The 25728-nt window shown below is 63.6% G+C and carries 26 protein-coding genes; 19 read left to right on the top strand and 7 right to left on the bottom strand.

The window, feature by feature from the left end:
* Positions 1-4: 4 nt before the first annotated feature.
* Entirely contained in the window at positions 5-1228 is a 1224-nt protein-coding gene (locus M0534_RS02105; RefSeq protein ID WP_248566750.1) for an ATP-grasp domain-containing protein, read from the bottom strand.
* 358 nt (positions 1229-1586) lie between these two features.
* Between M0534_RS02105 and M0534_RS02100 the strand changes: the two genes are divergently transcribed.
* The 3 genes from M0534_RS02100 (at position 1587) to msrA (ending at position 3546) form a co-directional block, all read left to right on the top strand.
* Complete coding sequence (locus tag M0534_RS02100) at positions 1587-2123, top strand: SRPBCC family protein (protein WP_248566749.1); 537 nt, start codon at positions 1587-1589, stop codon at positions 2121-2123.
* 223 nt (positions 2124-2346) lie between these two features.
* Positions 2347-2901, top strand: coding sequence for a hypothetical protein (locus tag M0534_RS02095; protein WP_248566748.1), 555 nt, complete (start codon positions 2347-2349; stop codon positions 2899-2901).
* 30 nt (positions 2902-2931) lie between these two features.
* Positions 2932-3546, top strand: a complete 615-nt coding sequence (gene msrA, locus M0534_RS02090) for a peptide-methionine (S)-S-oxide reductase MsrA (RefSeq protein ID WP_248566747.1) — start codon at positions 2932-2934, stop codon at positions 3544-3546.
* Positions 3547-3593: 47 nt separating this feature from the next.
* On the opposite strand, the gene ggt is transcribed toward msrA, so the two are convergent.
* Positions 3594-5321: a gamma-glutamyltransferase gene (gene ggt, locus M0534_RS02085; protein ID WP_248566746.1), complete on the bottom strand. Its 1728-nt coding sequence runs from the start codon at positions 5319-5321 to the stop codon at positions 3594-3596.
* Positions 5322-5550: 229 nt separating this feature from the next.
* Here ggt and M0534_RS02080 point away from each other — a divergent pair, with 229 nt between their 5' ends.
* The 5 genes from M0534_RS02080 to M0534_RS02060 all read left to right on the top strand — a co-directional run bounded on the left by M0534_RS02080 (position 5551) and on the right by M0534_RS02060 (position 10597).
* A complete protein-coding gene (locus tag M0534_RS02080; RefSeq protein ID WP_248566745.1) occupies positions 5551-5910 on the top strand; it encodes a PA2779 family protein in 360 nt (119 codons plus the stop codon).
* Positions 5910-6377, top strand: a complete 468-nt coding sequence (locus M0534_RS02075; protein ID WP_248566744.1) for a hypothetical protein — start codon at positions 5910-5912, stop codon at positions 6375-6377. The genes M0534_RS02080 and M0534_RS02075 overlap by 1 nt, the downstream gene beginning before the upstream one ends.
* Before the next feature lie 27 nt (positions 6378-6404).
* The gene (locus M0534_RS02070) at positions 6405-7343 is read left to right on the top strand and encodes a PA2778 family cysteine peptidase (protein ID WP_248566743.1); all 939 of its coding nucleotides are present in this window, start codon (positions 6405-6407) and stop codon (positions 7341-7343) included.
* Between the two features lie 247 nt (positions 7344-7590).
* Positions 7591-9891 (top strand): mechanosensitive ion channel domain-containing protein, encoded by a 2301-nt coding sequence (locus tag M0534_RS02065; RefSeq protein ID WP_248566742.1) that lies wholly within the window; start codon positions 7591-7593, stop codon positions 9889-9891.
* 343 nt (positions 9892-10234) lie between these two features.
* Entirely contained in the window at positions 10235-10597 is a 363-nt protein-coding gene (locus M0534_RS02060) for a hypothetical protein (protein WP_248566741.1), read from the top strand.
* Positions 10598-10936: 339 nt separating this feature from the next.
* On the opposite strand, the gene M0534_RS02055 is transcribed toward M0534_RS02060, so the two are convergent.
* Both M0534_RS02055 and gloB read right to left on the bottom strand, forming a co-directional pair.
* Positions 10937-12292: a LysM peptidoglycan-binding domain-containing protein gene (locus M0534_RS02055; protein WP_248566740.1), complete on the bottom strand. Its 1356-nt coding sequence runs from the start codon at positions 12290-12292 to the stop codon at positions 10937-10939.
* Positions 12293-12404: 112 nt separating this feature from the next.
* Positions 12405-13175: a hydroxyacylglutathione hydrolase gene (gene gloB / locus M0534_RS02050; RefSeq protein ID WP_248566739.1), complete on the bottom strand. Its 771-nt coding sequence runs from the start codon at positions 13173-13175 to the stop codon at positions 12405-12407.
* A gap of 136 nt (positions 13176-13311) precedes the next feature.
* Between gloB and M0534_RS02045 the strand changes: the two genes are divergently transcribed.
* The 6 genes from M0534_RS02045 to nadA all read left to right on the top strand — a co-directional run bounded on the left by M0534_RS02045 (position 13312) and on the right by nadA (position 18057).
* Positions 13312-14109 (top strand): class I SAM-dependent methyltransferase, encoded by a 798-nt coding sequence (locus M0534_RS02045; RefSeq protein ID WP_248566738.1) that lies wholly within the window; start codon positions 13312-13314, stop codon positions 14107-14109.
* 13 nt (positions 14110-14122) lie between these two features.
* Positions 14123-14578, top strand: coding sequence for a ribonuclease HI (gene rnhA, locus M0534_RS02040; protein WP_248566737.1), 456 nt, complete (start codon positions 14123-14125; stop codon positions 14576-14578).
* Positions 14578-15306: a DNA polymerase III subunit epsilon gene (dnaQ, locus tag M0534_RS02035; RefSeq protein ID WP_248566736.1), complete on the top strand. Its 729-nt coding sequence runs from the start codon at positions 14578-14580 to the stop codon at positions 15304-15306. Before rnhA ends, dnaQ begins: the two co-directional genes overlap by 1 nt.
* Positions 15303-15992 carry an HAD-IA family hydrolase gene (locus M0534_RS02030; protein WP_248566735.1) on the top strand — a complete coding sequence of 230 codons (690 nt, stop codon included), beginning with the start codon at positions 15303-15305 and terminating at the stop codon, positions 15990-15992. The genes dnaQ and M0534_RS02030 overlap by 4 nt, the downstream gene beginning before the upstream one ends.
* Positions 15993-16029: 37 nt before the next feature.
* Positions 16030-16794 (top strand): competence/damage-inducible protein A, encoded by a 765-nt coding sequence (locus M0534_RS02025; protein ID WP_248566734.1) that lies wholly within the window; start codon positions 16030-16032, stop codon positions 16792-16794.
* Positions 16795-16980: 186 nt separating this feature from the next.
* Entirely contained in the window at positions 16981-18057 is a 1077-nt protein-coding gene (gene nadA / locus M0534_RS02020) for a quinolinate synthase NadA (protein ID WP_248566733.1), read from the top strand.
* A gap of 209 nt (positions 18058-18266) precedes the next feature.
* Here nadA and M0534_RS02015 read toward each other — a convergent pair whose 3' ends face one another.
* Positions 18267-18509, bottom strand: coding sequence for a hypothetical protein (locus tag M0534_RS02015; RefSeq protein ID WP_248566732.1), 243 nt, complete (start codon positions 18507-18509; stop codon positions 18267-18269).
* 267 nt (positions 18510-18776) lie between these two features.
* Between M0534_RS02015 and M0534_RS02010 the strand changes: the two genes are divergently transcribed.
* The 3 genes from M0534_RS02010 (at position 18777) to M0534_RS02000 (ending at position 22093) form a co-directional block, all read left to right on the top strand.
* Complete coding sequence (locus M0534_RS02010) at positions 18777-20162, top strand: alanine/glycine:cation symporter family protein (RefSeq protein ID WP_248566731.1); 1386 nt, start codon at positions 18777-18779, stop codon at positions 20160-20162.
* Between the two features lie 123 nt (positions 20163-20285).
* Complete coding sequence (locus M0534_RS02005; protein WP_248566730.1) at positions 20286-21323, top strand: SAM-dependent methyltransferase; 1038 nt, start codon at positions 20286-20288, stop codon at positions 21321-21323.
* A complete protein-coding gene (locus M0534_RS02000; RefSeq protein ID WP_248566729.1) occupies positions 21323-22093 on the top strand; it encodes a DUF1295 domain-containing protein in 771 nt (256 codons plus the stop codon). The genes M0534_RS02005 and M0534_RS02000 overlap by 1 nt, the downstream gene beginning before the upstream one ends.
* Here M0534_RS02000 and M0534_RS01995 read toward each other — a convergent pair.
* Entirely contained in the window at positions 22085-23053 is a 969-nt protein-coding gene (locus M0534_RS01995; protein ID WP_248566728.1) for a TIGR00341 family protein, read from the bottom strand. The genes M0534_RS02000 and M0534_RS01995 overlap by 9 nt on opposite strands.
* A 178-nt stretch (positions 23054-23231) precedes the next feature.
* Here M0534_RS01995 and M0534_RS01990 point away from each other — a divergent pair, with 178 nt between their 5' ends.
* Positions 23232-24101, top strand: coding sequence for a tetratricopeptide repeat protein (locus M0534_RS01990; protein WP_248566727.1), 870 nt, complete (start codon positions 23232-23234; stop codon positions 24099-24101).
* 16 nt (positions 24102-24117) lie between these two features.
* On the opposite strand, the gene M0534_RS01985 is transcribed toward M0534_RS01990, so the two are convergent.
* Positions 24118-24579, bottom strand: a complete 462-nt coding sequence (locus M0534_RS01985) for an LEA/WHy family protein (RefSeq protein WP_248566726.1) — start codon at positions 24577-24579, stop codon at positions 24118-24120.
* Between the two features lie 93 nt (positions 24580-24672).
* Here M0534_RS01985 and M0534_RS01980 point away from each other — a divergent pair, with 93 nt between their 5' ends.
* The gene (locus M0534_RS01980; protein WP_248566725.1) at positions 24673-25611 is read left to right on the top strand and encodes an ATP-binding cassette domain-containing protein; all 939 of its coding nucleotides are present in this window, start codon (positions 24673-24675) and stop codon (positions 25609-25611) included.
* Positions 25612-25728 lie beyond the last annotated feature (117 nt).

Here is a 25728-nt window from a genome sequence, read left to right as displayed (position 1 = left end):
CGCCCTAGATATAGAAATCCAGCTCTTCCTGCCGTTTGAGCAGGTCCCGGAGCTGGTGCGGATCCTCGCCCGCAAAATAGACCAGGCCCCAGTGCGTGCCGAATGCGGTCCGCTTGGTCACGGTTTCTTCCAGCGGCGGCGTCAATTCATGGGACTCGAAGTAGGGGTGATCCTCGGTTTCCTCCGGGATTTCCAGCTTGCTGACCACCCGACGCCGTGGATACACACCGAAGCAGCCGGCATGGCGCTTGGCATCGACGACCTCCTTCGGGAAGAAGGAGGTGATCTCTTCCTCGGTGGACTTCGGATCGAACACCAGGATCATGGCCTGGTAGGCATTGAAGCCATAGACCCGTTCGAGCAATTCGAACACCTTGAAGCCCGGCGGCCGGAACGCGACCTCACCGAAATACATCTCGTCGTCGCTGGTGACGAAGTATTCGGGATGGACAAAGCCGAATTCGATGTCGAAGGTCCGGATCAGCTTCTCGATCTGCTTGGCGATCAGATCCCTGTAACGCTCGAGCTCCGGGCTTGCGGGCACGAAGACCGAGTAGCCCAGCGTCACGTACTCGGAGATGTTCAGGAACCGGATCTTGCCATTGTGGATCCAGGCCTCGACCGCGAACTCCCAGCCATCCAGATGGGATTCCATCAACGCCGGAAATTCATCGTCCGGAATCGCGTCCACGTCGTCGGGCGTGCGAATGACGCGGTGGCCGAGGCAACCCGCCTTGTCGAAGGCCTTGAAGTGAATCGGGTCGTTGGGGTCACCGTCCAGCTTCAGCAGCGTCTGATTGACCCGCTTGAGGAACCGGATCACGTCTTCCCGATCGTGCGCTTCCTCGAAGATGCCGACTCGGATGCCGCCAAGCTGCGCGCGGCGCTTCATCAGCGACTTGTCGCGCATCAGCATGGACTGACCCAGCAGGCGCGGATTGTCCATCAGCACCGAGTTGATCGCTCCGGCCCATTCCACCGTTTCCTCGAACAGCGGGATCGCGACGTCGACGCCCATCTCCTGCAGCGTCTGCGCGATCTCCATGGAACGATCGTTCAACCGTTCGTAGTCCCACGGAATGTAGGGAATGTCGTATTTCTTGCAGTAGTCCTCGGCCCAGTCGGGCGCGACCACGACATAGCGCCGGTCGAACGTTTCCGCCGCTTCGATGGCATTGAGGCTCCAGCCGAGCAGGGCGACATACCCCTTGGATGGGTTTTTCTCCATGTGCCAGCCTCCTGTTGCGGAATGTTTCGCGGTCCATCGACCGCCAGAACCCCGTTCACTATACAGAACAGGCGTCGATGTCTCAGGCGTGGACGCTGCCTGCCGGCCTCGGGCGAAAGATTCGGAGCGCGGTTCCTTAGTTGACACTGGCTCGCCGCCGTCGCTAGATTCCATCCTCCCCCGCGACTGTTCTGTCGGCGACTGCCCGTCGCCCGCGGGCGCTCCAGGGACGGCGGCAGGCGGTATTCGATGCGCCCGCGGCATGGCTCCGCAAATCGCGGACGCCAGTCGTGGTTCTTGCCCGACAGTTCCCTGCCCGTCGTTCGAAAACCGTTCCGATAGTGAGGGTGGAAAAAGAATGAAGATGCGAGGAGTAATGGCTGCAGCCGCGGCCGCGATTTTCTTTGTCGGTGCCGTTGATGCACATGGTCCGACGCGCCAGCGCGCGGATTCCAGCGTCGAGATCAACGCCTCGGTGGAAAAGGTGTGGGCTGCCGTGGGTGACTTCGGCAACATGGACTGGCACCCGCGGGTTAGCGAGACACAAATCGAGGGCGCCGGCACCGACGAAGCGGTGCGCACCCTGGTGCTGGAGAGCGGTGACGCCATCGTCCAGGAAATCCGCCGTTACGACGAAGAGCGGATGACCTATGCCTACCGTGCCACCGAGTTCGATGTCGATGTTCTGCCGGTGAGCAACTACACCGGAACGATCACCGTCACCGAGAACGGCGATGGCACCTCCACGGTGGAATGGCGCGCTGCGTTTACCCGTGCCGAACAGCAGAATGATCCTCCCGAGCACCTGAACGAGGAGGCCGCCCACGCGGCGATCAACGCGCTCTACGAGGAGGGCCTGTCAGGCCTGAAGGAGCTGGTCGAGGGCGGCAGCTGAGCCGACACCGACCGAAATGCAAAACGGCGCCCCGGGCGCCGTTTTTTGTTTCCGGATTGCAACCTTGGGCGAGATCATGCTGTCCGACCAGGGCGGATGGCAGGACATCGGACCGATGGCAGCGCGCATCGGACGCGGCCATCAGGGCGTCGTATCCCTCGGGATGACCGGAACCGGTCTCGGGCGCTGGAATCAGCGTTTCGCTGAAAGGAACACTCACACCATGAATCAGCCCGAGCAACGCACGGCCACCCTGCGCAGCCTGCCGGCACCCGCCATGTGTCTCAGCCGGGCAGAGATCTGGCTGCTACAGCGGTTTGGTGACCATCTCGGCGCGCATCGCAAGGTGCCACGGTTGATTCCCCTGTTGTTGGTGTTGAGTCCCGTGGTGTGGTTCGTGGCCCCGGAACGGTGGGGTGTGGTGCTGACGCCCTGGGTTGGTGCCATCGCATTGTTGCTCGCCGGCCTGTATCTGGGCCGGGTCGTGATCGCCACCGGACGTGCTTGCCTGGAGCATGCGGCCCGCGATGAAACTCTGGATGCAGCGCGTGTGCGCGAGTTGCGCAAGGGGCTGCTCGGTGCCCTGAGTGTTATTCTCTGCACCCTGGTTCTCGGGGTGGTGTTTTTGCTGGCGGCCAAACGGGTGCTTGTCGGTGGCAACGCCGAAGTCGCCGCGCTGCTGTGGGCGCTGTGCCTCGGTGGCTTGTTCCTGTCACTGTTCGTCGGTGAATTGGTGATGCGTCTGATTGACGTGATCTCCGATGACATGGGGCCGTGACCGGCGGTCCGGCGTTGGGGGGTTCGAATCATGCTGCCTCGTTCTGTCTTGCTGCTCTGGCTTCTTGCCCTTGGCGGGCTGGTCCCTTTACCGCTGCTTGCCGATGAGCGTCCGGACGAGGAGGCCGAGGCGATATTCGCTGGCGGCTGCTTCTGGTGCATGGAACCGCCCTTCGATGCGGTGGAGGGCGTGCTGTCCACCACCTCCGGCTACAGCGGTGGTGACACGGAAAGCCCGAGCTACGAAGAGGTGACCGGCGGCGATACCGGGCACTACGAGGTGGTTCGGGTCACCTACGACCCATCACAGGTCAGCTACCAGCGACTGCTGGACGTGTACTGGCGCAATATCGATCCGCTGGATGATGGTGGTCAGTTCTGTGACCGCGGAGATTCCTACCGGGCGGCGATATTCGTCGCCGATGCGAACGAAAGGCGGTTGGCCGAGGCCAGCCGCGAGCGGATTGCCGAGCGTTTCAAGGATCCGGTGGTCACTGAAATCCTGGAGGCGGCCCCGTTCTACCCGGCGGAGGACTATCACCAGAACTATTACCGCGAGAACCCCGTACGTTATCGCTTCTATCGTGCCACCTGCGGTCGCGACGGCCGCCTGCGCGAACTCTGGGGGGACGAGGCGGGCGGTTGAAGGGCGCGGCATCACGCCGCGTCCGCGTTACCGCATGCTCACCTGGTTCAATCGCCGATCGCAGTGCCGTCCAGCCTGGGGTCAGCACCGCCGCGCCAGCCCTCATTGGTTCGTTCAATGCCGTGGATGCCGCTACGCATCGGCACGACACGGACATCATGGCCGAGGGCCCGCAGGGTCTGGGCCACGTCCTCCAGCGGCGTGCCCTGTTCCAGTTCCAGCCCGCGGCCCCGGTAGACCATGTTCGGCAACGAGATGGCCTCCTGCACCGAGAGCTCCCAGTCCAGGACGCCGATCAGGGCCTTGACCACGTAACCGATGATGCGGCTGCCGCCGCGGGAACCGATGATCAGGCGGATCCGGTCATCCTCGTCCAGCACGATGAAGGGTGACATGGAACTGCGCGGCCGCTTTCCCGGGGCGACTGCATTGGCGACCTCGACGCCGTTCTGCACCGCCTGGAAGGTGAAGTCGGTGAGCTGATTGTTGAGCAGAAAGCCGCCCACCATGATGCGGCTGCCGAACGGCGCCTCGATGGAACTGGTCATCGACACGACATTGCCCTTGCTGTCCACCACCGCGAAATGCGAGGTGTCTTCCGCGGTCTCCTCGTCCAACGGATCGGGCACGTCCGGCAGTTCCGGACGCACGCCGGGCAGACCCGGGAGGGGGCGTTCCTTGGCCTTGGCGGGGTCAATCAATTCGGCGCGCTGCCGCAGATAGTCCGGATCAACCAGTGCGGCGGTTGGCACGTCCACGAAATCGGGGTCGCCGACGTAACGAAAGCGGTCGGCGAAAGCCAGGCGGCTGGCCTCGATGATCAGGTGGATCGCGTCACTGGATTCCGGTCCCATAGACGGCAGATCGAAATGTTCCAGCATGCCCAGGATCTGCAGTACGGCGATTCCGCCGGAGGAGGGCGGGGGCGGGCCGCAAAGCCGCCAGCCCCGGTATTCGGCACAGACGGCGTCACGCACCAGCGCCTGGTACTCGGCCAGGTCGTCCGTCGTCAGGTCACCGCGACCTGGCCAGCGCGCCCCGGCAGCCGCCACGATTTCCTCGGCCAGCGGGCCGCGGTAGAAGGCATCCGGCCCGTCATCGGCGATCCGTTGCAGTGTGTCGGCCAGCTCGGCGTTACGCAGTTGCGGCGGGTCCTGGCGCAGCTGACCGCGGAAATAGCGCCGGGTGTCCGCGTACAGGCGCAGGGTCACGTCCCGTTGCGCCTGTTCCTGCAACCGTAACGGCATTTCGATGCCGTCGCGCGCCAGCGCGATGGTGGGCTCGAACAATTCGGCCCAGGGCAGTTCACCATGATCCTGGTGCGCTGCGTGCAGCAGGGCCACGGTGCCCGGCACGCCAACCGCCTTGCCCGAGGGGATCACCGCCCACAGGGGTTGCCGGCGGCCAAGTACCGTGAAGCGGTCCGCGGTGGCCGCAGCGGGTGCCGTCTCGCGGCCGTCGTAGACACCCAGGACCTCGCCATCGCCGGAGCGGTAGAGCATGAAGGCCCCGCCGCCGATGCCGCTTTCCGGTGGCTCGACGAAAGTCAGGGCGATCTGCATTGCGATCGCCGCGTCCACGGCATTGCCGCCCTGGCGCAGGATGTCCCTGCCGATCCGGCTGGCGTGGGGGTTGGCCGACACCACCATGTGGTCAGCGGCGAGCTGTTCATCGGGAGTCTGGTTCGGCGAGGGTGGCCAGGGTTCGATATCGGCGGAGCGGCAGGCGGTCAGGAGCAGGCAGCAAAGAAAGCCGGCAAGGACTCGTGAAGGCAAGAGCGGACCTCGTTCAACGATTTTCCGGGCGGGTCGCGGAACGGCGACAGTTGTGCCCGGGATCAGGGAAACGCTAATTTAGCTCGACGCATGTTGAGGTGTTTCCTGCACCTTGCTTGTAGACTAACACCGCAGTTGGGGGAAGCCGTTCGGTGTGATCGCTGCCGAAGGTCGGGATGCCACCGTGCGGGCCGAGTTCACGGACATTACAAGAATCTGGAGAAGAAACATGCAGACAATGCTTCGTCGTACACGTTTTCTGGCCTATCCCTTCGTGCTTCTGTTTCTGATGATGGGGGTCTTCACGCAGACTGCCGCGGCCGGCATTGTCGGCACCGACACGGTGATCAGCGAGTCTGCAACGGCCGAAAAGCGTGCCCAGGTGATGTCACTGCTGGAACGGGACGATGTCCAGGAACGGCTGGTGGAATACGGCGTATCGCCCGAGGAAGCGAAAGAGCGGGTGGCCAGCATGACCAATGAAGAGCTGGCGCAGATGGCAGAGCGAATTGACGAAATGCCGGCCGGTGCGAGTGCGCTGGTGCTGGCGCTGGTGCTGGTCATCCTGATCATCATCCTGGTTCGCTGATGCGACGTGGCCATGCCGGGATTGTGATCGCGCTCTGCGCCAGCACTCTGCTTGCCGGTTGCGCCGGCACCGGGCCGGCGGAGGGCTTGCATCAGCCCGAGGGGCGCTGGGAGATTATCAGTCACCGCCTGGCGCCGGTCTCCGCAATGAGTGATGCGGAGGCCGAGTCCTGGCATGGCCGTTCGCTGGAGTTTCGTGGTGGCTCGGCGCAGCTACCCGAGAAACGCTGCGATCAGCCCATCTACGAGCATCGGCTGGTCGAGCCGGAATCGTATTTCGGTGAAGCGGATGATGTGCGTGCCGAGGTGGTTTCGGATCTGCGCCGGGGTGATGGGCTGCTGCAGATCACCGAGTTGGTCTGTGAAGGCCGTAGTGCCGGCGCCGCCGGCGGCACCCTGCTCTGGCTCGGCGAGGATCGCGCGCTCATGCCCTGGGATGGCGTGCTGTTCGAAATCCGGCGTCAATAGTATCGGCACGAGGCAATGATGCGGCCGGTGTATCGTCACAAGCAGCGCATCCACGTGCTGCTGCTTCTCGCAGTCGTGCTGCTCGCGGCCTGTGCCCGCACACCACTTCAGATCGACGAGCTCGAAACCGAGCAGTTGGGTGAGCCCAGGGCGGTCGAACTGACCGAAGTCCCGTTCTTTCCGCAGGAAGCCTATCAATGCGGACCGGCGGCAATGGCCACGCTGATGAACCATCGGGGTCTGGACATTGCGCCGGAGGACCTGACCCCCCAGATGTATCTACCCGGCCGGCGTGGCAGTCTGCAGATCGAACTGCTGACATCCGCGCGCCGTCAGGGGTTTCTTGCCTACGTCCACGAACCGGAGCTAACCGACCTGCTGGCGCAGGTTCGGGTCGGCCACCCGGTGCTGATCCTGCAGAATCTGGCGCTGGAACGGGTTCCGGTCTGGCATTACGCGGTGGTGGTCGGTTTTGACCTGGATGCCGGCGAGGTTTTGCTGCGTTCCGGTACCACCAAGCGCGAGCGCATGTCCCTGCGCCGGTTCGAACGGACCTGGCAGCGTGGTGATTACTGGGCGATCACCCTGCACCAACCCGGCGATGTCCCCGAGCGTCCGGATGAAACCCGTTATCTGCGTGCCGTGGCAGCGCTTGAGCAGGTCGAGCGCTGGCCTGACGCCGAGGCGGGTTATCGGGCCGCGATCCAGTACTGGCCGGACAGCGCGACCGCCTGGTTCGGTCTGGGCAACACGCTCTACCAGCAGGACGGTTTCGCCGATGCCGAGGACTACTATCGACAGGCCCTTCGCCGCGACGCGCTGCAGCCGGCCATCCACCACAATCTTGCCTGGGCACTGATTCGTCAGGATCGCCCCGACGAGGCCCGGCCGCACGCAGAGGAGGCGGCACGGCTGGCTGATGAGGGGCAGAGCCATTACCGCACCGCTCTGGACGCCTTGCCCTGACGCCAGGCCCACTGGCCCGCGTCCCGATTGATGCCGGATTTCGACCCTGATCAGGCGCACCTGCGAGTCTTTTGCATTCAACCGTTTGACCGCAAGATGGGGGGCAAGCCGGCAACAAGCTCAAGGATTTGTTAGGCTTGGCCGCTTTATTTTCACTGCAAATTTCTGTCTGACACGAAATAGCCGCTTGCTCCGGTAGCGTTTGCCAGGGCCGGCAAGGATCCTGATACGGAAAGGAGAACGCTTCGTGCTTGCTACACGTCTCAGCCGATTCATCCTCTCGATCTTCCTGCTGCTCGGTCTGCTGGCGTTGGGCGCTCCGGCGGCCACGGCCGAGTCCACCGGGCAGGGCAGCGATTACGCCGTGCTGGCGGATATCCTTGAGGACGATGAGCGCCGCAATCGCCTGATTACCGAGTTGCGGCTGTTGTCCGAGCCTCCCGAAATGCTGGATGAGGAGGCCGCACCCAGCGGACAGGACGAGGACACCGTGTCCTTGCCGCGCCGGATCGCAATGGTGACCCAGGGCTTCGCCGAGCAGGTGGTGGACCAGTTCAACCAGGCCCTGGTCGCGTTGCGCAGCAGTGACGTCTCGATGGACGGGGTCAGCCTCGCCGCGATGAGCTGGGCAGCACTGAATCTCGGTGGCGTGATCCTGATTACCGTGGGCGCGTTCCTCGCCCTGCGGCGCCTTGCCAAGCCGCTGTTCGACAAGGCCAGCCTGTGGGCGGCCGCTGCGGAAGGCAGTGCGGGTCTGCTGCGTCGTGCGGCAGCCATCGTCTACTCGGCGGTGCTGGACATCCTGGTGGTGGTGCTGGCCTGGGTGGCCGGTTACGTCGTTGCGCTGTTCGTGTTCGGCGAGACAGGTGCGATGGACTCGCAGCAGACCCTGTTCCTGAACGCCTTCCTGCTAATCGAGGTGTTCAAGGCGCTGATTCGCGTGATCTTTGCCTCGCGAAACGACACCCTGCGGCTGTTGCCGATGACGGCGGAGAACGCCGCCTACTGGAACGTATGGCTGGCGCGTCTGGCGGGCTTCATCGGCTACGGCCTGATGCTCGTGGTGCCGATCATCAATTTCAACGTTTCACCGGTGGTTGGCCAGGGCGTCAGTCTGCTGATCATGCTGCTGGCGTTCATCTATGCGGTGAGTGTGATCAGCCAGAACCGGCAGGATGTGCGGGACCGGCTCGAGGGCATGGCCGCGGAGGCGGAGTTCTCGGTGACCCGGGTGCTGACCGGCATGCTGGCCAGGTCCTGGCATCTGATTGCGATCGCCTATTTCCTGAGTCTGTTCGTGGTGACCGTGGTCAATCCGGAAGCCGCGCTGCCGTTCATGGCCAAGGCCACCATCCAGACCCTGGTGGCGGTGGGCGTCGGTTTTGCGCTGGAATTGCTGCTGACCAGTCTGGTTGCACGGCCGATGAGGATTCCGGCCGAAACGCATCTGAAGTTCCCGATGCTCGAGGCCCGTCTCAACAGCTACATCCCGAAGGCGGTGAAGGCCGTGCAGGTGCTGGTGCTGGTGACTGTCTTCGCGGTGGTGCTGGATGCCTGGGGTATCTTCAACCTGGCAACCTGGCTGGTGTCCGATGCCGGCCTCACGGCCATCGCCCGCATCATTACAGTCGGCCTCGTGATCGCGGTGGCGACCCTGATCTGGATTGGCGTCGCCAGTTGGATTGAGCACCGGCTCAATCCGGAGACTGGCGGCGGCGAACCGACCTCGCGCGAAAAAACGCTGCTGACCATCTTCCGCAATGCCATCGCGATCGTGATCATCACCATGGCGGTGATGATTTCGCTGGCCGAGCTGGGCATCAACATCGGCCCGTTGATCGCTGGTGCCGGTGTGCTCGGCCTGGCCATTGGCTTCGGTGCGCAGAAGCTGGTGCAGGACATCATCACCGGGGTCTTCATCCAGTTGGAGAATGCGATTAACGCGGGTGACGTGGTGACTGCCGGTGGCATTACCGGTACCGCCGAGAAACTCTCGGTGCGCTCGGTGGGCATCCGTGACCTGTCCGGCACGATGCACATCGTGCCGTTTTCCGCGGTGGACACGGTGTCCAACTACATGCGCGATTTTGGCTACCACGTTGGCGAGTACGGTGTTGCCTATCGCGAGGACACCGACACTGTCATCCAGCACCTGCGGGAGGCCTTCGACGAGCTGGTGGCGAACGAAGAGCACGCCGAGAAGGTCATCGGCGAACTCGAGGTGCACGGCGTGACCGCCTTGGCGGACAGCTCGGTCAATGTGCGTGTCCGGATCAAGACCACGCCGGGTACCCAGTGGGGTATCGGACGGGAGTACAACCGGTTGGTGAAACGCCACTTCGATGCGGCGAACATCGAGATTCCGTTCCCGCACACCACCATCTACTTCGGTCAGGATAAGGACGGATCGGCGCCGCCGTTGCTGCACCGTAAGCTGGATAACGGCAAATCCGGTCAGGATGGCGACTCGGCGAGCGGCGACGCATCGGCTCAGTCGGCCAAGGCCAACCCGAAGTACAAGGGCGATTTCGACGACGCCGACGATTGACCCCGATCCGGAGGGCGGCCCGGCGTCAGCGGTGACGGCTTTGCCGAAGCCCCGGCCGGTTTTGGCCCCTGGCTGTGTTGCGCCACCGGGCCGGTAGCGCCAAGCTACCGAACCGGCACCGCGCCTTGCCAGATGACCAAAACCGGGCCGGGCGGCAGTCGCGGGAATAAATCAGTGTTTTCCTAGGGCTTGCCCTGCGGAGAATGTCGACGGATGATTGGGTTCGTGGTGCTGACGTCATTCCCGCGAGGAACGGCGCGTGCCGGGGCTCCTGGCCAATTCGGGACTCCGGTAGCGTGCGACGACGGCAGCTTTCTCGAGTGGCGAGCAGGCGAAAGGAATCATGCCCTACCGCGTTTTCTATTCGTTTCATGATCGGCAGCAGTTTGTTTCTTCCGACAAACCCGTTTCCATGGAGGTGGCGGATATCCGCCAGGATCTCCTCGCCGCCCTGGAAGGGGATGGTGACTTCCTCGGCCTGATCGACGAGCACGGCAACGTGCTTCAGTTCATCTACGATGAGCTGGGTGATCGATTCTGGGTGGAGATCCCGCATAGCAGCGAGCGCGCCTCGCATGGTCGCTGGCTACCCTACGAGGAATGTACGCTGCTGCTGGCGGAGTTGCCGGAACGATTTCGGCCGGAGGCGTTCGACGGCTTCGAGCATCGGCCCTGGCGAACCGGCCGGGTCCCGGGTCACCGCTAGGGAAACACGGATTTTTTCCCGCGTCTGCGTTCGCGTAGGGTGCATTAAGCGCAGCGAATGCACGCGGTGTGATCCGTCACGATCGTGGCAACGGGCTCCAGGTCACCGCCGCCGCCAATGCGCACCCGCCCTGGTTTGTCCGAACACCTTCCTTGTCCGAAAACCTTTGAGGTCCCGCCAACAGATCACACCGCGTGGGTCCGCTTCGCTTGACCCACCCTACGCCTCTGGGCAGAAGCACGTCGCCTTGGGTCAGGGGAGCCACGGAACCGGCACCGCGCCTTGCCAGATGAGCAAAACCGGTCTCGGGCGCAGGCGCGGGAATAGATCAGCGTTTCCTTAACGCTGCGCAGTGCGTCCGTTGGTGCGCATGGTCAGCGTCTGGCCCGGATGCAGGGTGTGGTTTCGGTCCAGGTCGTTCCAGTTGCGGATCTCCTTGGTGGAGACGCCGAAGCGCTGGGCAATGACGGACAGTGAATCACCGCGTTGCACCGTGTACTGCTCGACACCCTGGGCTTCAGCCACGGGCTGGCTGTCGGCGCCTGCGGGTATCAGCAGCTGTTCGCCTGCGCGGATCACGTCGCCGTTACGCCCATTCGCCTGGCGGATCGCGGCGACCGAGGTGCCGTGACGGCTGGCGATGGCACTCAGGCTGTCACCGCTTCTCACCTCGTAGTGCTGGTAGGCAACCCGCTCATCGCGGGGGATCTGCGCGAGCTGGGCGGCGAAGGTGTCGGCGGCCTCCGCGGGCACGGCAAGCCGATGCGGGCCATTGGGGTCAGTGACCGCCTGGTTCAGCCCGGGGTTGAGCTTGCGCAGTGTCTCGGTATCAGTTCCGGCGATTTCTGCGGCCTTGCTGAGGTTGATCTGCCCACCGTCTGTTTCGACCACGGCCAGCACCGCTTCGTTGGGCAGTGGTTCCAGCGTCAGATTGTGCTGTTGCGGGTTGCGGATCAACTCGGCCACCGCCAGGATGCGCGGGACGTAGCGCTGGGTTTCGGCCGGCAGGGACAGGTTCCAGTAATCGGTTGATCGACCGGCCTGCGCGTTTTGCCGGATGGCGCGCTGGACGGTGCCATGGCCGGCATTGTAGGCAGCCAGCGCCAGGAACCAGTCGTCGAACATGCCATGCAGCATCTCCAGGTAATCCAGCGCGGCCTCGGTCGAGGCGATCACGTCCTTGCGGCCATCGTACAGGGCGGTGGTACGCAGGCCGCGCGCTTCTGCGGTCATCGGCATGAATTGCCAGATGCCGGAGGCCGCCATGCTGGAACGCGCATCCGGCCGGAAGCCGCTTTCGACAGCGGGAATCAGGGCGATCTCCAGTGGCATGTCGCGGGCTTCGACCTGCTCGACGATGTAATGCAGATAGGGCGCCGCACCTTCGGCGATGTTGTCCAGGTAGCCATGCGATCCCGCGTACATGTTGACCGCCGCATCGATGCGTTCATGTTCAACGTCGCCATAGGCGAAACCGCGCCGCACCCGTTCCCACAGGTCGTCGGTTTCCGCGGCCTCTGCCGCCTGCTTGTCCTCATCCTTCCTGCCGGTGTAGAGGGCCGGATGTTCGGCCCGGACCGGACGTTGCTCCGCCTGTTCACCGGGGCGATCCGTGGCGTGCTCGGAATCCAGCGCCGCACAGGCGGATAACGTCAGGGCGGAAACAGCGAATAAAAGCGCATTGCGGGTACCCATGGGGACCCTCCAGTAACATGCTGATAAATCAGGTGCGGGTCAGTCGGCGCTGCAGCAGCCGGACTCCCGCGCGCCGCCTGCCCCTGTCAGGAGCCGGACGGCGGACTTTGTATCAGGCCGCGTCCTTCAGGGCGCGCACCGCGGTAAATACGTCCAGCCTGCTCGGCAGGGAGTGGCCAACCAGGGCCTCGGTTGCCTGCCGCACCTGCGGGTTGTCGGACCGGAGAAACGGATTGGTCTGACGCTCCAGCCCGATGCGGGACGGCAGCGTGCATTGGCCGTTCTGCCGCTGCTGGATGACCTGGCGCAGACGCTCGGCCAGTGCCCGGTTGTGCGGGTCGACACGGTTGGCGAAGCGCAGGTTCGCCTCGGTGTACTCATGGCCGCAGTACACCGCCGTGTTATCCGGCAGATCCGCCAGCTGATCCAGCGAACGCAGCATTTGCTCCGGCGTCCCCTCGAAAAGGCGGCCGCAACCGCCGGCAAACAGCGTATCGCCGGCAAACAGCATCCCCGCGCCGACATAGGCGATGTGGCCCGCCGTGTGTCCGGGCACATGCAGCACCTGGAAATTCACCTCGAGTTCCGGAATCGCAACGCGATCACCGTCGTCGACGGGATGCGAGCAGCCGCCGATGCGTTCCCTCGCCGGACCATAAACCGGAATGTCCCGATTACTGACCAGGGCGTCAACGCCAGCCACGTGATCGCCATGATGGTGCGTCAGCAGGACCGCGCGCAGATGCAGGTTCCTTTCGCGAAGACAGTCCAGTACCGGTCCGGCTTCACCCGGGTCAACCACGACGCAATCGCGTTGCTGCTCGCGATGCAGCAACCAGATATAGTTGTCCGACAGGGCTGGAATAGCTAACACATTGATCATGCTCGCGTATGCTACCTGTCACGCCTGCGTGATTCCAGCTGTCGGCAATGCCCGACGCCGCGCGTGCGCAGAGTTTACCCTGAGAATGACGCGACGCAACAAATTCCTGTCGCGGCCTGAATGGGGGAAGCCGGTCATGCCTGACACCGAGAGTGCCTTGCGCGCCTGGTACGAAACTCCCGCTGGCCAGCGTGTTGCGGCCTGCGAACGTGCCGTGCTTGGACCACTGTTACGCCGCTGCGCCAACGTCCGTCTGCTTCAGGTTGGCAGTCATCCGGACGGCTTTCCGGATTCGGATACGGGGCATGCCGCGCGCTGGCTGGCCACCCAGGGGGGTAGTCCCGACAGTCAGTTGCGGAGTCACGCCGCTGCGCTGCCATTGGTCGATGGCAGCATGCACACCGTGCTGCTTCTGCATGCGCTGGAGTTCGCGGATTCTCCCCATGCGGTATTGCGTGAGGCGGTTCGGGTACTTGCGCCGGAGGGCCATTTGCTGATCGTGGTCTTCAATCCGCTGAGTCTGTTCGGCATGCACCGCGCACTGCTTGGCTGCTGGCGCGCGGATGCGCCCTGGTCAGGTCATTATTACGGTGGTCATCGCCTGCGTGACTGGTGCCGTCTTCTGGAGCTCGAACCGGTTTGCGTACGTGCCACGGCCTTCGCCGCGCCTTCGCGATTGCGTTTGCCCGGCCGCACGGCGGCCCGGCTCGAACAGTTCTGTCAGAGCCGTCTGCGCGGAATCGGCGGAGTGCGTATCATACTGGCGCGTAAACGGCTGCCGCGTCGTCTGCCGCCGCGCGGCCCGGCCATTCCGGTACCGCGGCTGCGCACCGGCACCGCCGGGCTGGCACGCCGTGGTGGTGTCACCGCCGCATTCGAACCGGCCAACGACGAGCAACCGGGGGTGCGGCGCGACGCGCACACCGACGACTGAACAGGAACTATGCATGCAACGGGTGGAGGTCTTCAGTGATGGTGCCTGTCGCGGTAATCCCGGCCCTGGCGGCTGGGGCGCATTGCTGCGATTCGGCGCGGTGGAGAAGGAATTGTGCGGCGGCGAGCCGGAAACCACCAACAACCGGATGGAACTGCTGGCGGCGATTCGAGCGCTGGAGGCCCTGAAACGGCCTTGTCGGGTGGTCATCACCACAGATTCGCAGTACGTGCGCAAGGGCATGACCGAGTGGATGGCGGGCTGGAAGGCGCGCAACTGGAAGACCGCGGCGAAAAAACCGGTGCGCAACCAGGACCTGTGGCAGCGCCTGGATGAGCTTGTCGGGCGGCATGACGTCGAATGGCGCTGGGTGCGCGGCCATGCTGGTCACCCGGAGAATGAACGGGCCGACGCCCTGGCCAATCGCGGCCTGGATGAAATGCTGGAAGCAACCACGGAGGCCGACTGATGCGGCAGATCGTACTCGACACCGAAACCACGGGCCTGGAGACCTCACAGGGGCATCGGATCATCGAGATCGGCGCGGTTGAACTGGTCCATCGTCGGCGCACCGGGCGCACCTTTCATCAGTACATCCAGCCGGACCGCGCAGTGGATCCCGGGGCGGTCGAGGTCCATGGGATCACCGACGAGTTCCTGCGCGACAAACCCCGTTTCACGGACATTGTCGAGGATTTCGTCGCCTTCCTGCGGGACGGCGAACTGGTGATCCACAACGCCCCGTTCGACGTCGGGTTCATTGATCACGAATTCGGCCTGCTGGAAACGTTCGATCAGCGAACCACTGACCTGTGCCGTGTGATCGACACCCTGGTCATGGCGCGCAGCATGCATCCGGGCCAGCGCAACAGCCTGGATGCGCTCTGTCGTCGCTACGAGATCGACAATTCCAGCCGCGAGTACCACGGTGCGCTGCTGGATGCCGAGATCCTGTGTGATGTCTACCTGGCGATGACCGGTGGCCAGGCGGCCCTGTCGCTGGACCACAACGATCCCGCCGCCGCCGGCGCTGGCCGCCGTGCTGCCGCCCGGCGCATTCCGGACGACCGGCCGCCGCTTCGGGTGATCCAGCCCAACACTGCCGAGCAGGAGGCCCATGCGGCCTGGCTGCAACGGCTGGACAAGGCAGCCAAGGGACCATGCCTCTGGCGTCAACTGGAGCGCGACAGTCAATGAGCCGGATTGCCGCGCTGAGTTTCGACCTTGATGACACGTTGTGGGAGTTGGGTCAGGTGATCCGCCGTGCGGAACAGGCCCTGCATGATTACCTGCAGCGCTATCATCCGGCAGTGGCGGAGCGGTACGACATCGAAGCCATGGCGGAATTGCGCCGAAAGCTTGCCGATGAGCGACCCGGCATCGCCCACGATATGACGGCCTTGCGTATCGAAACCCTGCGCCGGGCCGCCAAATCGTGCGGCGAGTCGGAAGAACTGGCCTTGCCGGCGTTCCATGTATTTCTGAAGGCGCGCAACCGGGTGCGGCTGTTCCCCGAGACCCGTCCGGTGCTGGAGCGCCTGGCGCTGCGCTGGCCCTTGCTGGCATTGACCAACGGCAATGCGGATATACAACGGGTCGGCCTTGGTAGCTACTTCAGGCACGCGATTTCGCCGGCCGAGGCGGGTGCGGCGAAACCGGATGCCGCCATGTTTGCGCTGGCCTGCGAACAGGCCGGGGTCGAGCCTGCCGGGCTGATGCACATCGGCGATGATCCGTTGACCGATGTCACCGGTGCCGTGCGTTTCGGTCTTCGCGCAATCTGGTTGAACCGCGATGACACGCCCTGGCCGGAGGGTCTGCCTCAGGTGCCCCACCAGCAGGTCCGCAGTCTGACGGAACTCCAGGCCCTGTTGATGGACTGATTGATCCAGTCCCGTTTCCCGGAAATGGAGTGTCTTGATGCCCGGCTCCTGCCAGCCGACCGGTTTCGGTCTGATTATCATCGGTGATGAACTGCTCTCCGGAAAGCGGCAAGACCGGCATCTGAGCGAGGTCATCCGGCTGCTTGACGAGCGTGGTCTTGAGCTCACCTGGGCCAGGATGGAGGGCGATGATCCGGAACGAATCACCGCCGCGTTGCGCGAGACCATGGCCGGCAAGGACGTGGTGTTCAGCTGCGGCGGCATTGGCGGTACGCCCGATGATCGCACGCGCCAGTGTGCGGCAGTTGCCGCCGGCGTCGAACTCGCCATTCACCCCGACGGCCGGCGTCAGCTGGAGGAACAGTTCGGTGCCGAAGGAGCGTCGCAGCGATTGCGCATGGTGGAGTTTCCGGAGGCTGCAGAATTGATTCCGAACCCGGTCAATCGGGTTCCGGGCTTCACCCTCGGGCGGCATCATTTCGTGCCCGGTTTTCCGAACATGGCCTGGCCGATGATCGCCTGGGTGCTGGACAGCTGTTATCCGCACCTCCACGCGGTGGGGCAACGCATCGAGCGGTCGATCGTGGTTCATGGCGCTCGCGAGAGCCAGCTGACCCCGTTGCTGGAGGAGTTCACGGATCGATACCCGGATCTGCGCCTGTCCTGCCTGCCGCGCTGGACACCACCGGAGTTTGAACTGGAACTCGGGTTGCGCGGCCCCTGCGAGCAAGTTGAACCGGTGATGCGCGAGTTGCAGGGCGCCGTCAGTGGCATGGGGTTTCACTGGCAGCCCAGGTGCTAGTTTTCGCCGGGGGCTTGTAAATGCTGCTCCGCAGCAGCATCTATAGTAACTGGGATAACGTCTGCGGGGGCCGCGGTCCGGTGCCCCGCCAGAGCAAGTCAGCGGTCGGTTGACTGACCCCGATGCGTTGCCGTGCCCATAGGCGGCGCGATCGGCAATGGCCCGGGCCGCTGGAGGGATGAGGTAATGACAAAGCTTGATAGCGCCACCGCGGAACCGGTTCGGTTGTTCCGCGAACAACCGTTCCAGGCGGCCGATCAGCCGTCGGCCACGGAACGCGACGTGCTGATGACGCGAATCAGGGAACAGTTGCGGTCGCAGGACGCGGTACTCGTGGCGCATTACTACACCGATGGCGATCTGCAGATCCTTGCAGACGAAACCGGCGGTTGTGTGTCCGACTCGCTGGAGATGGCTCGATTCGGCTATGAGCATCCGGCCAGTACGGTGGTGGTGGCCGGAGTGCGCTTCATGGGCGAAACCGCCAAGATCCTCAGCCCGGAAAAGCGCGTGCTGATGCCCACGCTGGAAGCCACCTGTTCGCTGGACATCGGTTGTCCGGTTGACGAGTTCAGTGCCTTCTGTGACCAGCATTCCGACCGCACCGTGGTGGTTTACGCCAACACGAGCGCCGCGGTGAAGGCGCGCGCCGACTGGGTTGTGACATCGAGCATCGCTGTCGACGTGATTCGGCATCTTCATGCCCGGGGCGAGAAGATCCTCTGGGGGCCGGACAAGTACCTGGGAGATTACATCCGCCGGGAAACGGGCGCGGATATGGTGCTCTGGGATGGCTCCTGCATCGTGCACGAGGAGTTCAAGGGCGTGGAACTGGAACGCCTGCGGGCTGAATATCCGCAGGCCAGAGTGTTGGTGCATCCGGAATCACCGGCGGCCGTAGTGGATCAGGCAGATGTGGTGGGCTCGACCTCGCAACTGCTGAAGGCCGTCCAGACCCTGGACGCCGATACGTTCATCGTTGCCACCGACAGGGGCATTTTCCACAAGATGCACGAATTGGCAGCGGACAAGACCTTGCTGGAGGCACCTACCGCCGGACGCAGCGCCACCTGCACCAGTTGCGCCCATTGCCCGTGGATGGCGATGAACGGCCTGCGTAGTCTGGCCCATGTGCTGGAAACGGGTGATCAGGAAATTCATGTCGATCCGGCGATTGCCGAACAGGCGCTGGTGTCGCTGAACCGGATGCTGAATTTCGGCCAGCAGCAGAAGCGGAAGGTCCTGGGTGTCGGTGATGCCTGACCGGGCCGGCAGGTGAATTCCTTGCCGGCGTGAGGGGGCCATTGATTTATTCCCGCATCCGAGGCCCGTTCTTGTCATCTTGCAAGCCACGATCTCCAACGCAGGCGTGGGAGTAACCCGCTGTTCCCCGGAGGCGCCCCAGACACAAAAAAGCCACCGCGTTGCGGTGGCTTCGGATGACTCACATCCTTGTGAGTGACGAGACGATTTTACCAGCCGTCGTCATCGTCATAGTCGTCTTCCCAATCGTCATCACCCCACTCTTCTTCCTCTTCTTCGTCCCAATCCCAATCGTCGTCATCGCCGTCATCGTCATCCCATTCGGCGGTTTCCGGCGCATTGGTATCGGTCGGAACATTGGAAGTTTCGGCCTGGGCAACACCCGTGAAGCCGAAGGCGAGGGCGACCAGCAGGGACAGCAGCATATAGCGAAGCTTTGCGATCATGCTCATCGGAGTAACTCCTCTTTCGCGTTTCAAAGTTCACGTCTTCGCTGACGTCATCCCCTCTTTTGCAGCCACCGTGCCAACTTCTGCAGAAGCGGTGAAACAACGACTTACGTAAACACGTTGCATCCATGACGCATCTGACAGGTGAGTCATACTGTCACATGGGCGGATGCGGCAGACTCAGGTGCCGTTCACTCCTATACTGGCCCGTCAGGGCAAACGCGTGCCGATTGACGCGTTTCCTACCACAACAACACAGGGGCATGGCTTATGACGGAATCGCTGCTCGCCTTCAACGACTGGGTCAACGGCATTGTCTGGGGGCCCCCGTTCATGATCCTGCTCATCGGCACCGGTCTCTATCTCACGATCCGCCTCGGTTTCTTCCAGTTCACCCATTTTCTGTTCGCCTGGCGCAGGACCTTCGGCACGCTGTTTCGCAAGGGCGGCACCCGGGAACCCGGCGCAATCAGCCCGTTCCAGGCGGTGAGTTCGGCGATGGCCGCAACCATCGGTGTTGGCAACATCGCCGGGGTGGCAACCGCCATCGCCCTGGGCGGTCCGGGCGCCGTGTTCTGGATGTGGATGGTGGCGCTGGTGGGCATGGCCACCAAGCTGGGCGAGGCGACGCTGGGCGTGAAATACCGCCATACGGACGAACAGGGGCGCATCTCCGGGGGTGTGTTCTGGTACATCGAAAAGGGGCTCGGCAAGAACTGGAAATGGCTGGGCATGCTGTATGCCTTCTTTGCCGGGCTGGCCGCCTTCGGCATCGGCAATATGGTGCAGGCCAACACCATGAGCGATGCGCTCAGTACCGGTTTCAATATTCCCGCCTGGCTGACCGGCCTGGTGGCCCTGTTGCTGGTTGCCGCGGTCACCCTGGGCGGCATCCGTCGTATCGCGATCACCGCCGAACGCATCGTACCGGCCATGGCCCTGATCTACGTGGTGGGCGCGGTTGGTGTGCTGGTGTCGTTCTACGACCAGATCCCGGCCGCATTCGGCCTGATCTTCGAGCATGCCTTCACGCCGATGGGTGCGGTCGGTGGTTTCGCCGGCGCGACCATGGCCGAGGCCATTCGTTACGGCATTGCCCGCGGCATCTTTTCCAATGAGGCTGGCCTGGGGTCGGCATCCATTGTCTATGCGCAGGCCCGTAACAAGCCCATGGGACAGGGCCTGTGGGGCATGTGGGAGGTATTCATCGATACCATCGTGGTCTGCACCATGACCGCGCTGGTGATCCTGGTGACCGGGGTGTTCGCTACCGGGGAGACCGGCGGCACCCTGACCAGCAACGCCTTCAATACCGGCTTGCCGGGGCTTGGTGGCTACATCGTGATCCTGGCCATCGTGCTGTTCTCCTACAGCACGATGCTGACCTGGAATTTCTACGGCGAGAAAAGCTGGGAGTATCTGTTCGGCCCCAAAGTGGTGCTCCCGTATCGCGTGCTGTTCCTGATCTTTCTGTTCATCGGTGCGGTCGGTGGCCTGGAGACGGTGTGGAGCATCGCCGACACGCTGAACGGCCTGATGGCGGCGCCCAACCTGATCGCCCTGCTGTTGCTTGCCGGCGTCCTCGCGCGGGAAAAGGCGAAGTACCTGGCCGACCTGAAGGTCGAGTCGAAACAGCGCGACGACGAGCCGGGCTAAACGGCGCCGCACAGCAAGGTCCTGATTCACCCCCCGCAGTGCGCGCCTGCATCCGCAGGCGCGCACTTTTCGTTTACCTCGTGGTCCACGCGATCAGTCATACCCAGTCACAGGGAAGCCCGTATGCAGAACTTGATGGCCCAGGTGGAAAAGGCTCGTGTGCCTGATGCCCTGATTCGTGCTGGAATCCGGCATCTGCTGCGGCAGCGCCTGCGCGAGGAAGGCGGCGACGTGGAGCAGGTCAACCAGCGCTTGTTCGACCTGATCGACGCCATGGATGCGAGCCCGCTGGCGTTGTCCACCGACACCGCGAACGAGCAGCATTACGAACTGCCCGCCGCGTTCTTCGAGCGGTGTCTCGGCAAGCACCTGAAGTACTCCTGCTGTTACTGGCGGGACGGTGTGTTTGGCCTGGACGCTGCCGAACGGGCGATGCTGGAACTGACCTGTGAACGCGCCGGCCTCGCCGATGGCCAGGCGGTGCTTGAGCTGGGTTGCGGCTGGGGGTCGCTGTCGCTGTGGATGGCCGAGCAGTACCCGGCGAGCCGCATCACCGCGGTATCAAACTCTCAATCGCAGCGCGCCTTCATCGAGGCCCATCGCGACGCTCGTGGACTGAAGAACCTCGAGGTTGTCACCTGTGACATGAACGATTTCGCCACCGACGCCCGGTTCGACCGCGTGGTTTCGGTGGAGATGTTCGAACACATGCGCAACTACCGCGAACTGATGGGTCGGATCGGCGGCTGGCTAAGCCCCGGCGGCCAGTTGTTCGTGCACATCTTCTGTCATCGGGAACTGGCCTATGTGTTCCAGGCCGAGGGCGGTGACAACTGGATGGGCAAGTACTTCTTCACCGACGGACTGATGCCCTCGGACAATCTGCTGCTGCATTTTCAGGATGCCCTGCGCCTGCAGCGGCGCTGGCGGGTCAACGGCCGCCATTACCAGAAGACCTGCAACGCCTGGCTCGAGAATATGGATCGGCACAAGGGTGAATTGATGCCGGTGTTCCGGGATACCTACGGCGCCGATGCACCGGCCTGGTTCGAGCGCTGGCGGGTTTTCCACATGGCCTGTGCCGAGCTGTTCGGCTTTCGTGGCGGCAACGAATGGTATGTCAGCCATTACCTGTTCCAGCGGCCGGAGGAGCAGGGCTGATGGCGGTCGCGGCGCTGGGTCTGCTGGCTGCCCTGGGACTGATGCTGGCGGTCTGGCTCGCGAGTCTTGTCTATCGCGATGCCAGTCTGGTGGATCGCTTCTGGGGCGCGGGTTTCGTGCTCCTGGTCTGGGTCTACTGGCTGGCTGCCGGCGGCCCGTCAACCGGCCTGATACCGGTGCTCGCCGTCACGCTCTGGGGTGGCCGTCTGTCGCTGTATCTCAGCTGGCGGAACTGGGGGCATGGCGAGGACTACCGCTACCAGGAAATGCGCGAGGCGCACGGTGCGCGGTTTCCCCTGGTCAGCCTCGGTACCGTGTTCCTGTTGCAGGCCGTGATCCTGTGGCTGGTTGCGATGCCGTTGTTGCCCGCCAGCGGCGCGGAAAGCCTGACAACAGGCTGGCTGCTGCTTGGGCTGCTGTTGTGGGCAATCGGTTTTCTCTGGGAAGCGATCGGCGACTGGCAGATGGCCCGCTTCAAGGCCGACCCGGCAAACCGTGGTCAGGTCATGGACCAGGGGTTATGGCGTTATTCGCGGCACCCCAATTACTTCGGCGAGATCGTCCTCTGGTGGGGTTTCTATTGCATGGCGCTGGCCGCCGGCGGCTGGTGGACCATCTTCGGTCCGGCACTGATGACCTTCCTGCTGGTCCGCGTCTCCGGTGTTGCACTGCTGGAGAAGAAGCTTAACGAGACCCGCCCGGCCTACCGCGACTACATACAGCGGACCAACGCGTTGCTGCCGGCGCCTCCCTGGCGCGGCTCAGCCTGACAGGTTGTCCAGCACGATGGCAGCCGCCAGGATCATCAGGGCGACGACCCAGAACAGGATGTAGACCCGCATGGACTGGGAGGCCTGGCGCTTCTCCAGCCATGTGCGGGGTTTTACACCCTTGAACAGGAACACCAGTTTCGCCGAAAGGTTCACGCAAACGATATTGACCGCGAGCAGCAGGCCGGCGGTCAGTGCCAGATCCCAGCGGCCGGCGCCCAGCATCATGCCCATGGTTGCCACCGGTGGCATCAGCGCTACCGCAACCATCACGCCGACCAATGCGGTCGGCAGACCGTTGGTCAGCGACAGCACCGCCGCGGCCCCGGATGCCAGCGCAAGGATGATGCTGTCGAGGCCGACGACGGTTCGGGTCATCAGTTCCTTGCTCTCGTAGTCCAGTCCCCAGAACAGGCCAAAGGCGATGCCGATCCCCGTGGCCATGGACAGGCCGGCGGCATTGGTCCTCAGTGAGCGCAGGATCAGTTCCCGGTCGCCCAGCGAAGTGCCCAGGGCTAGACCCAGGTTCGGTCCCAACAGCGGTGCGATCACCATGGCGCCGACCACGATGGCGACGTTGTCCTCCACCAAGCCGATACTGGCCACGATGGCCGAAAGGAACACCAATCCCAGATAGTCTCGGTCCAGGCGCGAACCGCGATCGATCTGGTCGTAGAGTTCCTCCCGCGAGGCGCCGCCGCTGAGAATTTCTTCCTCGTCCTCTTCCCGGGGCAGCGAGGCGTCCACCGGCAGCAGCAGAATCCGGCCCTGTTCGCCCATGGCCGCCTGCAGGCCGTCGAGCACCGGTTGCCGGGTTTTCGGTGTCACCAGAATGCGCAGACTGCGTCGGCTTTCATCATCCTGCGGGCCCGGCCAGACATCCGTCGCGCCCTGGTCGCGGGCAATTGCGGTCAGCTCTCCCAGCCGATGGTGTTCGGTAATCACTTCGATGATGCGCACGCCTCGTATCTCCGTTTAATTGCGGTTTCAACGCCTGATCCATGGCCAACGACAGTACCTCAAGCCTTTGCTTTGCGCCGCTCTCAAATGGCAATGGCGGAGCAGGGCAACGCTGTCATCACAGTGTCATCTGCCGTCCCTATCCTGACAGGCGTCCACCCCATGTCTGGAGGCCACGTTGCGTTGCCTGTTGCTTGTCCTGTCGTTTCTCCTGGTTGCTGCATCTGTGCAGGCCGATGGGTCCCTGCCACGCTGGGATGACCAGGCAGAACAGCGCTTCGATGCCGACCAGCGCGAACGCATCGGGCGATCGTATGTAGAGGACGTGCAGGACCATGCGGAGGCTATGCGCTGGTATCGCTCGGTCGCCGAGGAAGGCGAGTCGCCGACGGCCCTGGCCTATATGGGCTGGTTCCACGAGCACGGGCTGGGTGTCTCGCAGGACGGTGACAAGGCCGTGACCTGGTACGAGCGCGCGGTTGATGCCGGTGCCGAACGCTACATCCTGCATCTCGCCTGGCTGCATATGGACGGCCAGCTGGTGCCGCGGGACCGGGATGTGGCCGAAGGCTGGTTCCGCAAGGGTGTCGAGCGGGATATGCCGGAGGCTCGGCTGGCCTATGGCTCGGTGCTCTATGCCGACCTGCTGGGTAGCGGTGTCGACGATCGCGCCGCCACCGGAGCCCGCGCCGAACGCTTGCTGCTGGCCGCGCTGAAGGATGGCAAGTTCGCTGCAACGCGCTTCCTGGCCCGGATGTACCTGGACGGCACCGGCGTGGAGCAGGATGTCGAGCGTGGACTGAATACCGTGCGCCTCGGCGCCGAGGTCGGTGATGCCGCGATGCAGGGCCTGCTGGCGAACATCCTCGCCGAGGGCCGGCTGCTGGAGCAGGACCTGGTCACGGCCAACATGTGGGCGACGCTGGCCGCCGCCGGCGGTGAGGAACAGGCGGACAGCCTGCGTCGGTCACTGGATTCCCGGCTCGACGAGGAACAGCGTCGGCAAAGCCGCTGCGCCGGCCGGCGCTGGGCCGAAAAACAGCAGTAACCGATTCAGCGTTTCCCTAGAACCGGAGCCGTCCTTCCTGGGTGAATTCCCGGGTGCCGCGGAGAAAGCGGCCGTACTCCACATCACCGCTCAGCCGGTAACCCAGGCTCGGCTGGCTGCCATCCAGCAGTTGCATCAGCCGCGGCAGGCTTTGCACCAGGTGGGTGGTCACGTCCAGGTCCAGGCTGGTGCTGTCCCTGGCGGCGATCGTGAAACCATCGGTCTTGTTGCCGCTGGCAAAATCCATGTCCGCCAGGCTGACCTGGTAGCGCAGTGCCCGCACCGGCAGCGCCACGTTATTCGGGTTGTCGATCCGCAGCGTGAGCCGCCAGGTCTGTTCGCCGAGTCCCAGCGTCATCGGTTGTATATTGGTGACGCGGAAGGTGGGCTCCTCCAGTGCCGGACGTGCGGCGCAGCCGACCAGAATGAACCCGACCAGGCAGAGTAGCGTCCATCGGAGCAGGGTGGTGCGCGGCATGTGTTGTCCTCGGTCGATCGGCGGCGGCATACGGCTTCCCCACTTCGTATAGCATGAATCCTTCCTGCTGGACGTCTGTCGTTGGGAGACTACATGGACGCAAACGTCGTCTCGGAAACCGCCACCACCGTTATTCACGGGCACGGCCTGCGCAAGCAGTATCGACAGCACGAAGCGGTCCGTGGTGTGGATCTGAGCGTACGGCGCGGCGAGTGTTTCGGTCTGCTTGGGCCCAACGGAGCCGGCAAGACCACGCTGCTGCGGATGCTGCTGGGGCTGACCGAACCGACCGCCGGCGAGCTGACCGTGCTCGGCTGTCCGATCCCGGCGCAGGCACGCCGTGCCCGTGAGCGGATCGGTGTGGTGCCGCAGCTGGATAATCTGGACCCCGATTTCACGGTGCGCGAGAACCTCGCCACCTACGCCAGCTATTTCGGTCTCAAGGCGTCGGATATCGCGCCGCGAATCGACGAGCTGCTCGCCTTCGCCCGCTTGCAGGACAAGGCTTCAGCGCCGATTCCGGCCCTGTCCGGTGGCATGAAGCGCCGCCTCAGCCTGGCCCGGGCGCTGATCAATGAACCGGAACTGGTGGTGCTGGATGAACCGACCACCGGTCTCGATCCGCAGGCTCGACAGCACATTTGGCTGCGCCTGTTGCAGCTGCTGGACCAGGGTCGCACGCTGATTCTGACCACCCACTACATGGAAGAGGCGGAACGGCTCTGCGACCGCCTGGCGATCATCGATGCCGGACAGATGGTCGCCTGCGACAGCCCGAGGGCCCTGGTGGCGCAGCACATCGAGCGCCACGTGTTCGAACTGCGTGGCCGCGACGTCGGAATCTGGCGCGAACGCGGTGCCGAACTGGCCAGCCGCCACGAGGAGGTCGGCGACACCCTGCTGCTCTACAGCAACGATGCCGACCGCCTGCACCAGGCCCTGAACGACCACGGCACCCAGCGCTACTGGCACCGCCCCGGCAACCTGGAAGACGTGTTCCTGAAGCTGACGGGGAGGGATTTGAGGGATTAGGCGCGCTGGCAGCGCGCGTTTTACGTTAAACGTTTTAGGTCTTAAGGCACTTAAAACGTTAAACATTAAACGTAAAACAGCCAACGAATCCGACGCTTTATAAGAAAGGTAACGAAC

The sequence above is a fragment of the Methylonatrum kenyense genome, assembly GCF_023195885.1.
Classification (GTDB): domain Bacteria; phylum Pseudomonadota; class Gammaproteobacteria; order Nitrococcales; family Aquisalimonadaceae; genus Methylonatrum; species Methylonatrum kenyense.
This window is presented reverse-complemented; position numbering and strand designations above follow the sequence as displayed.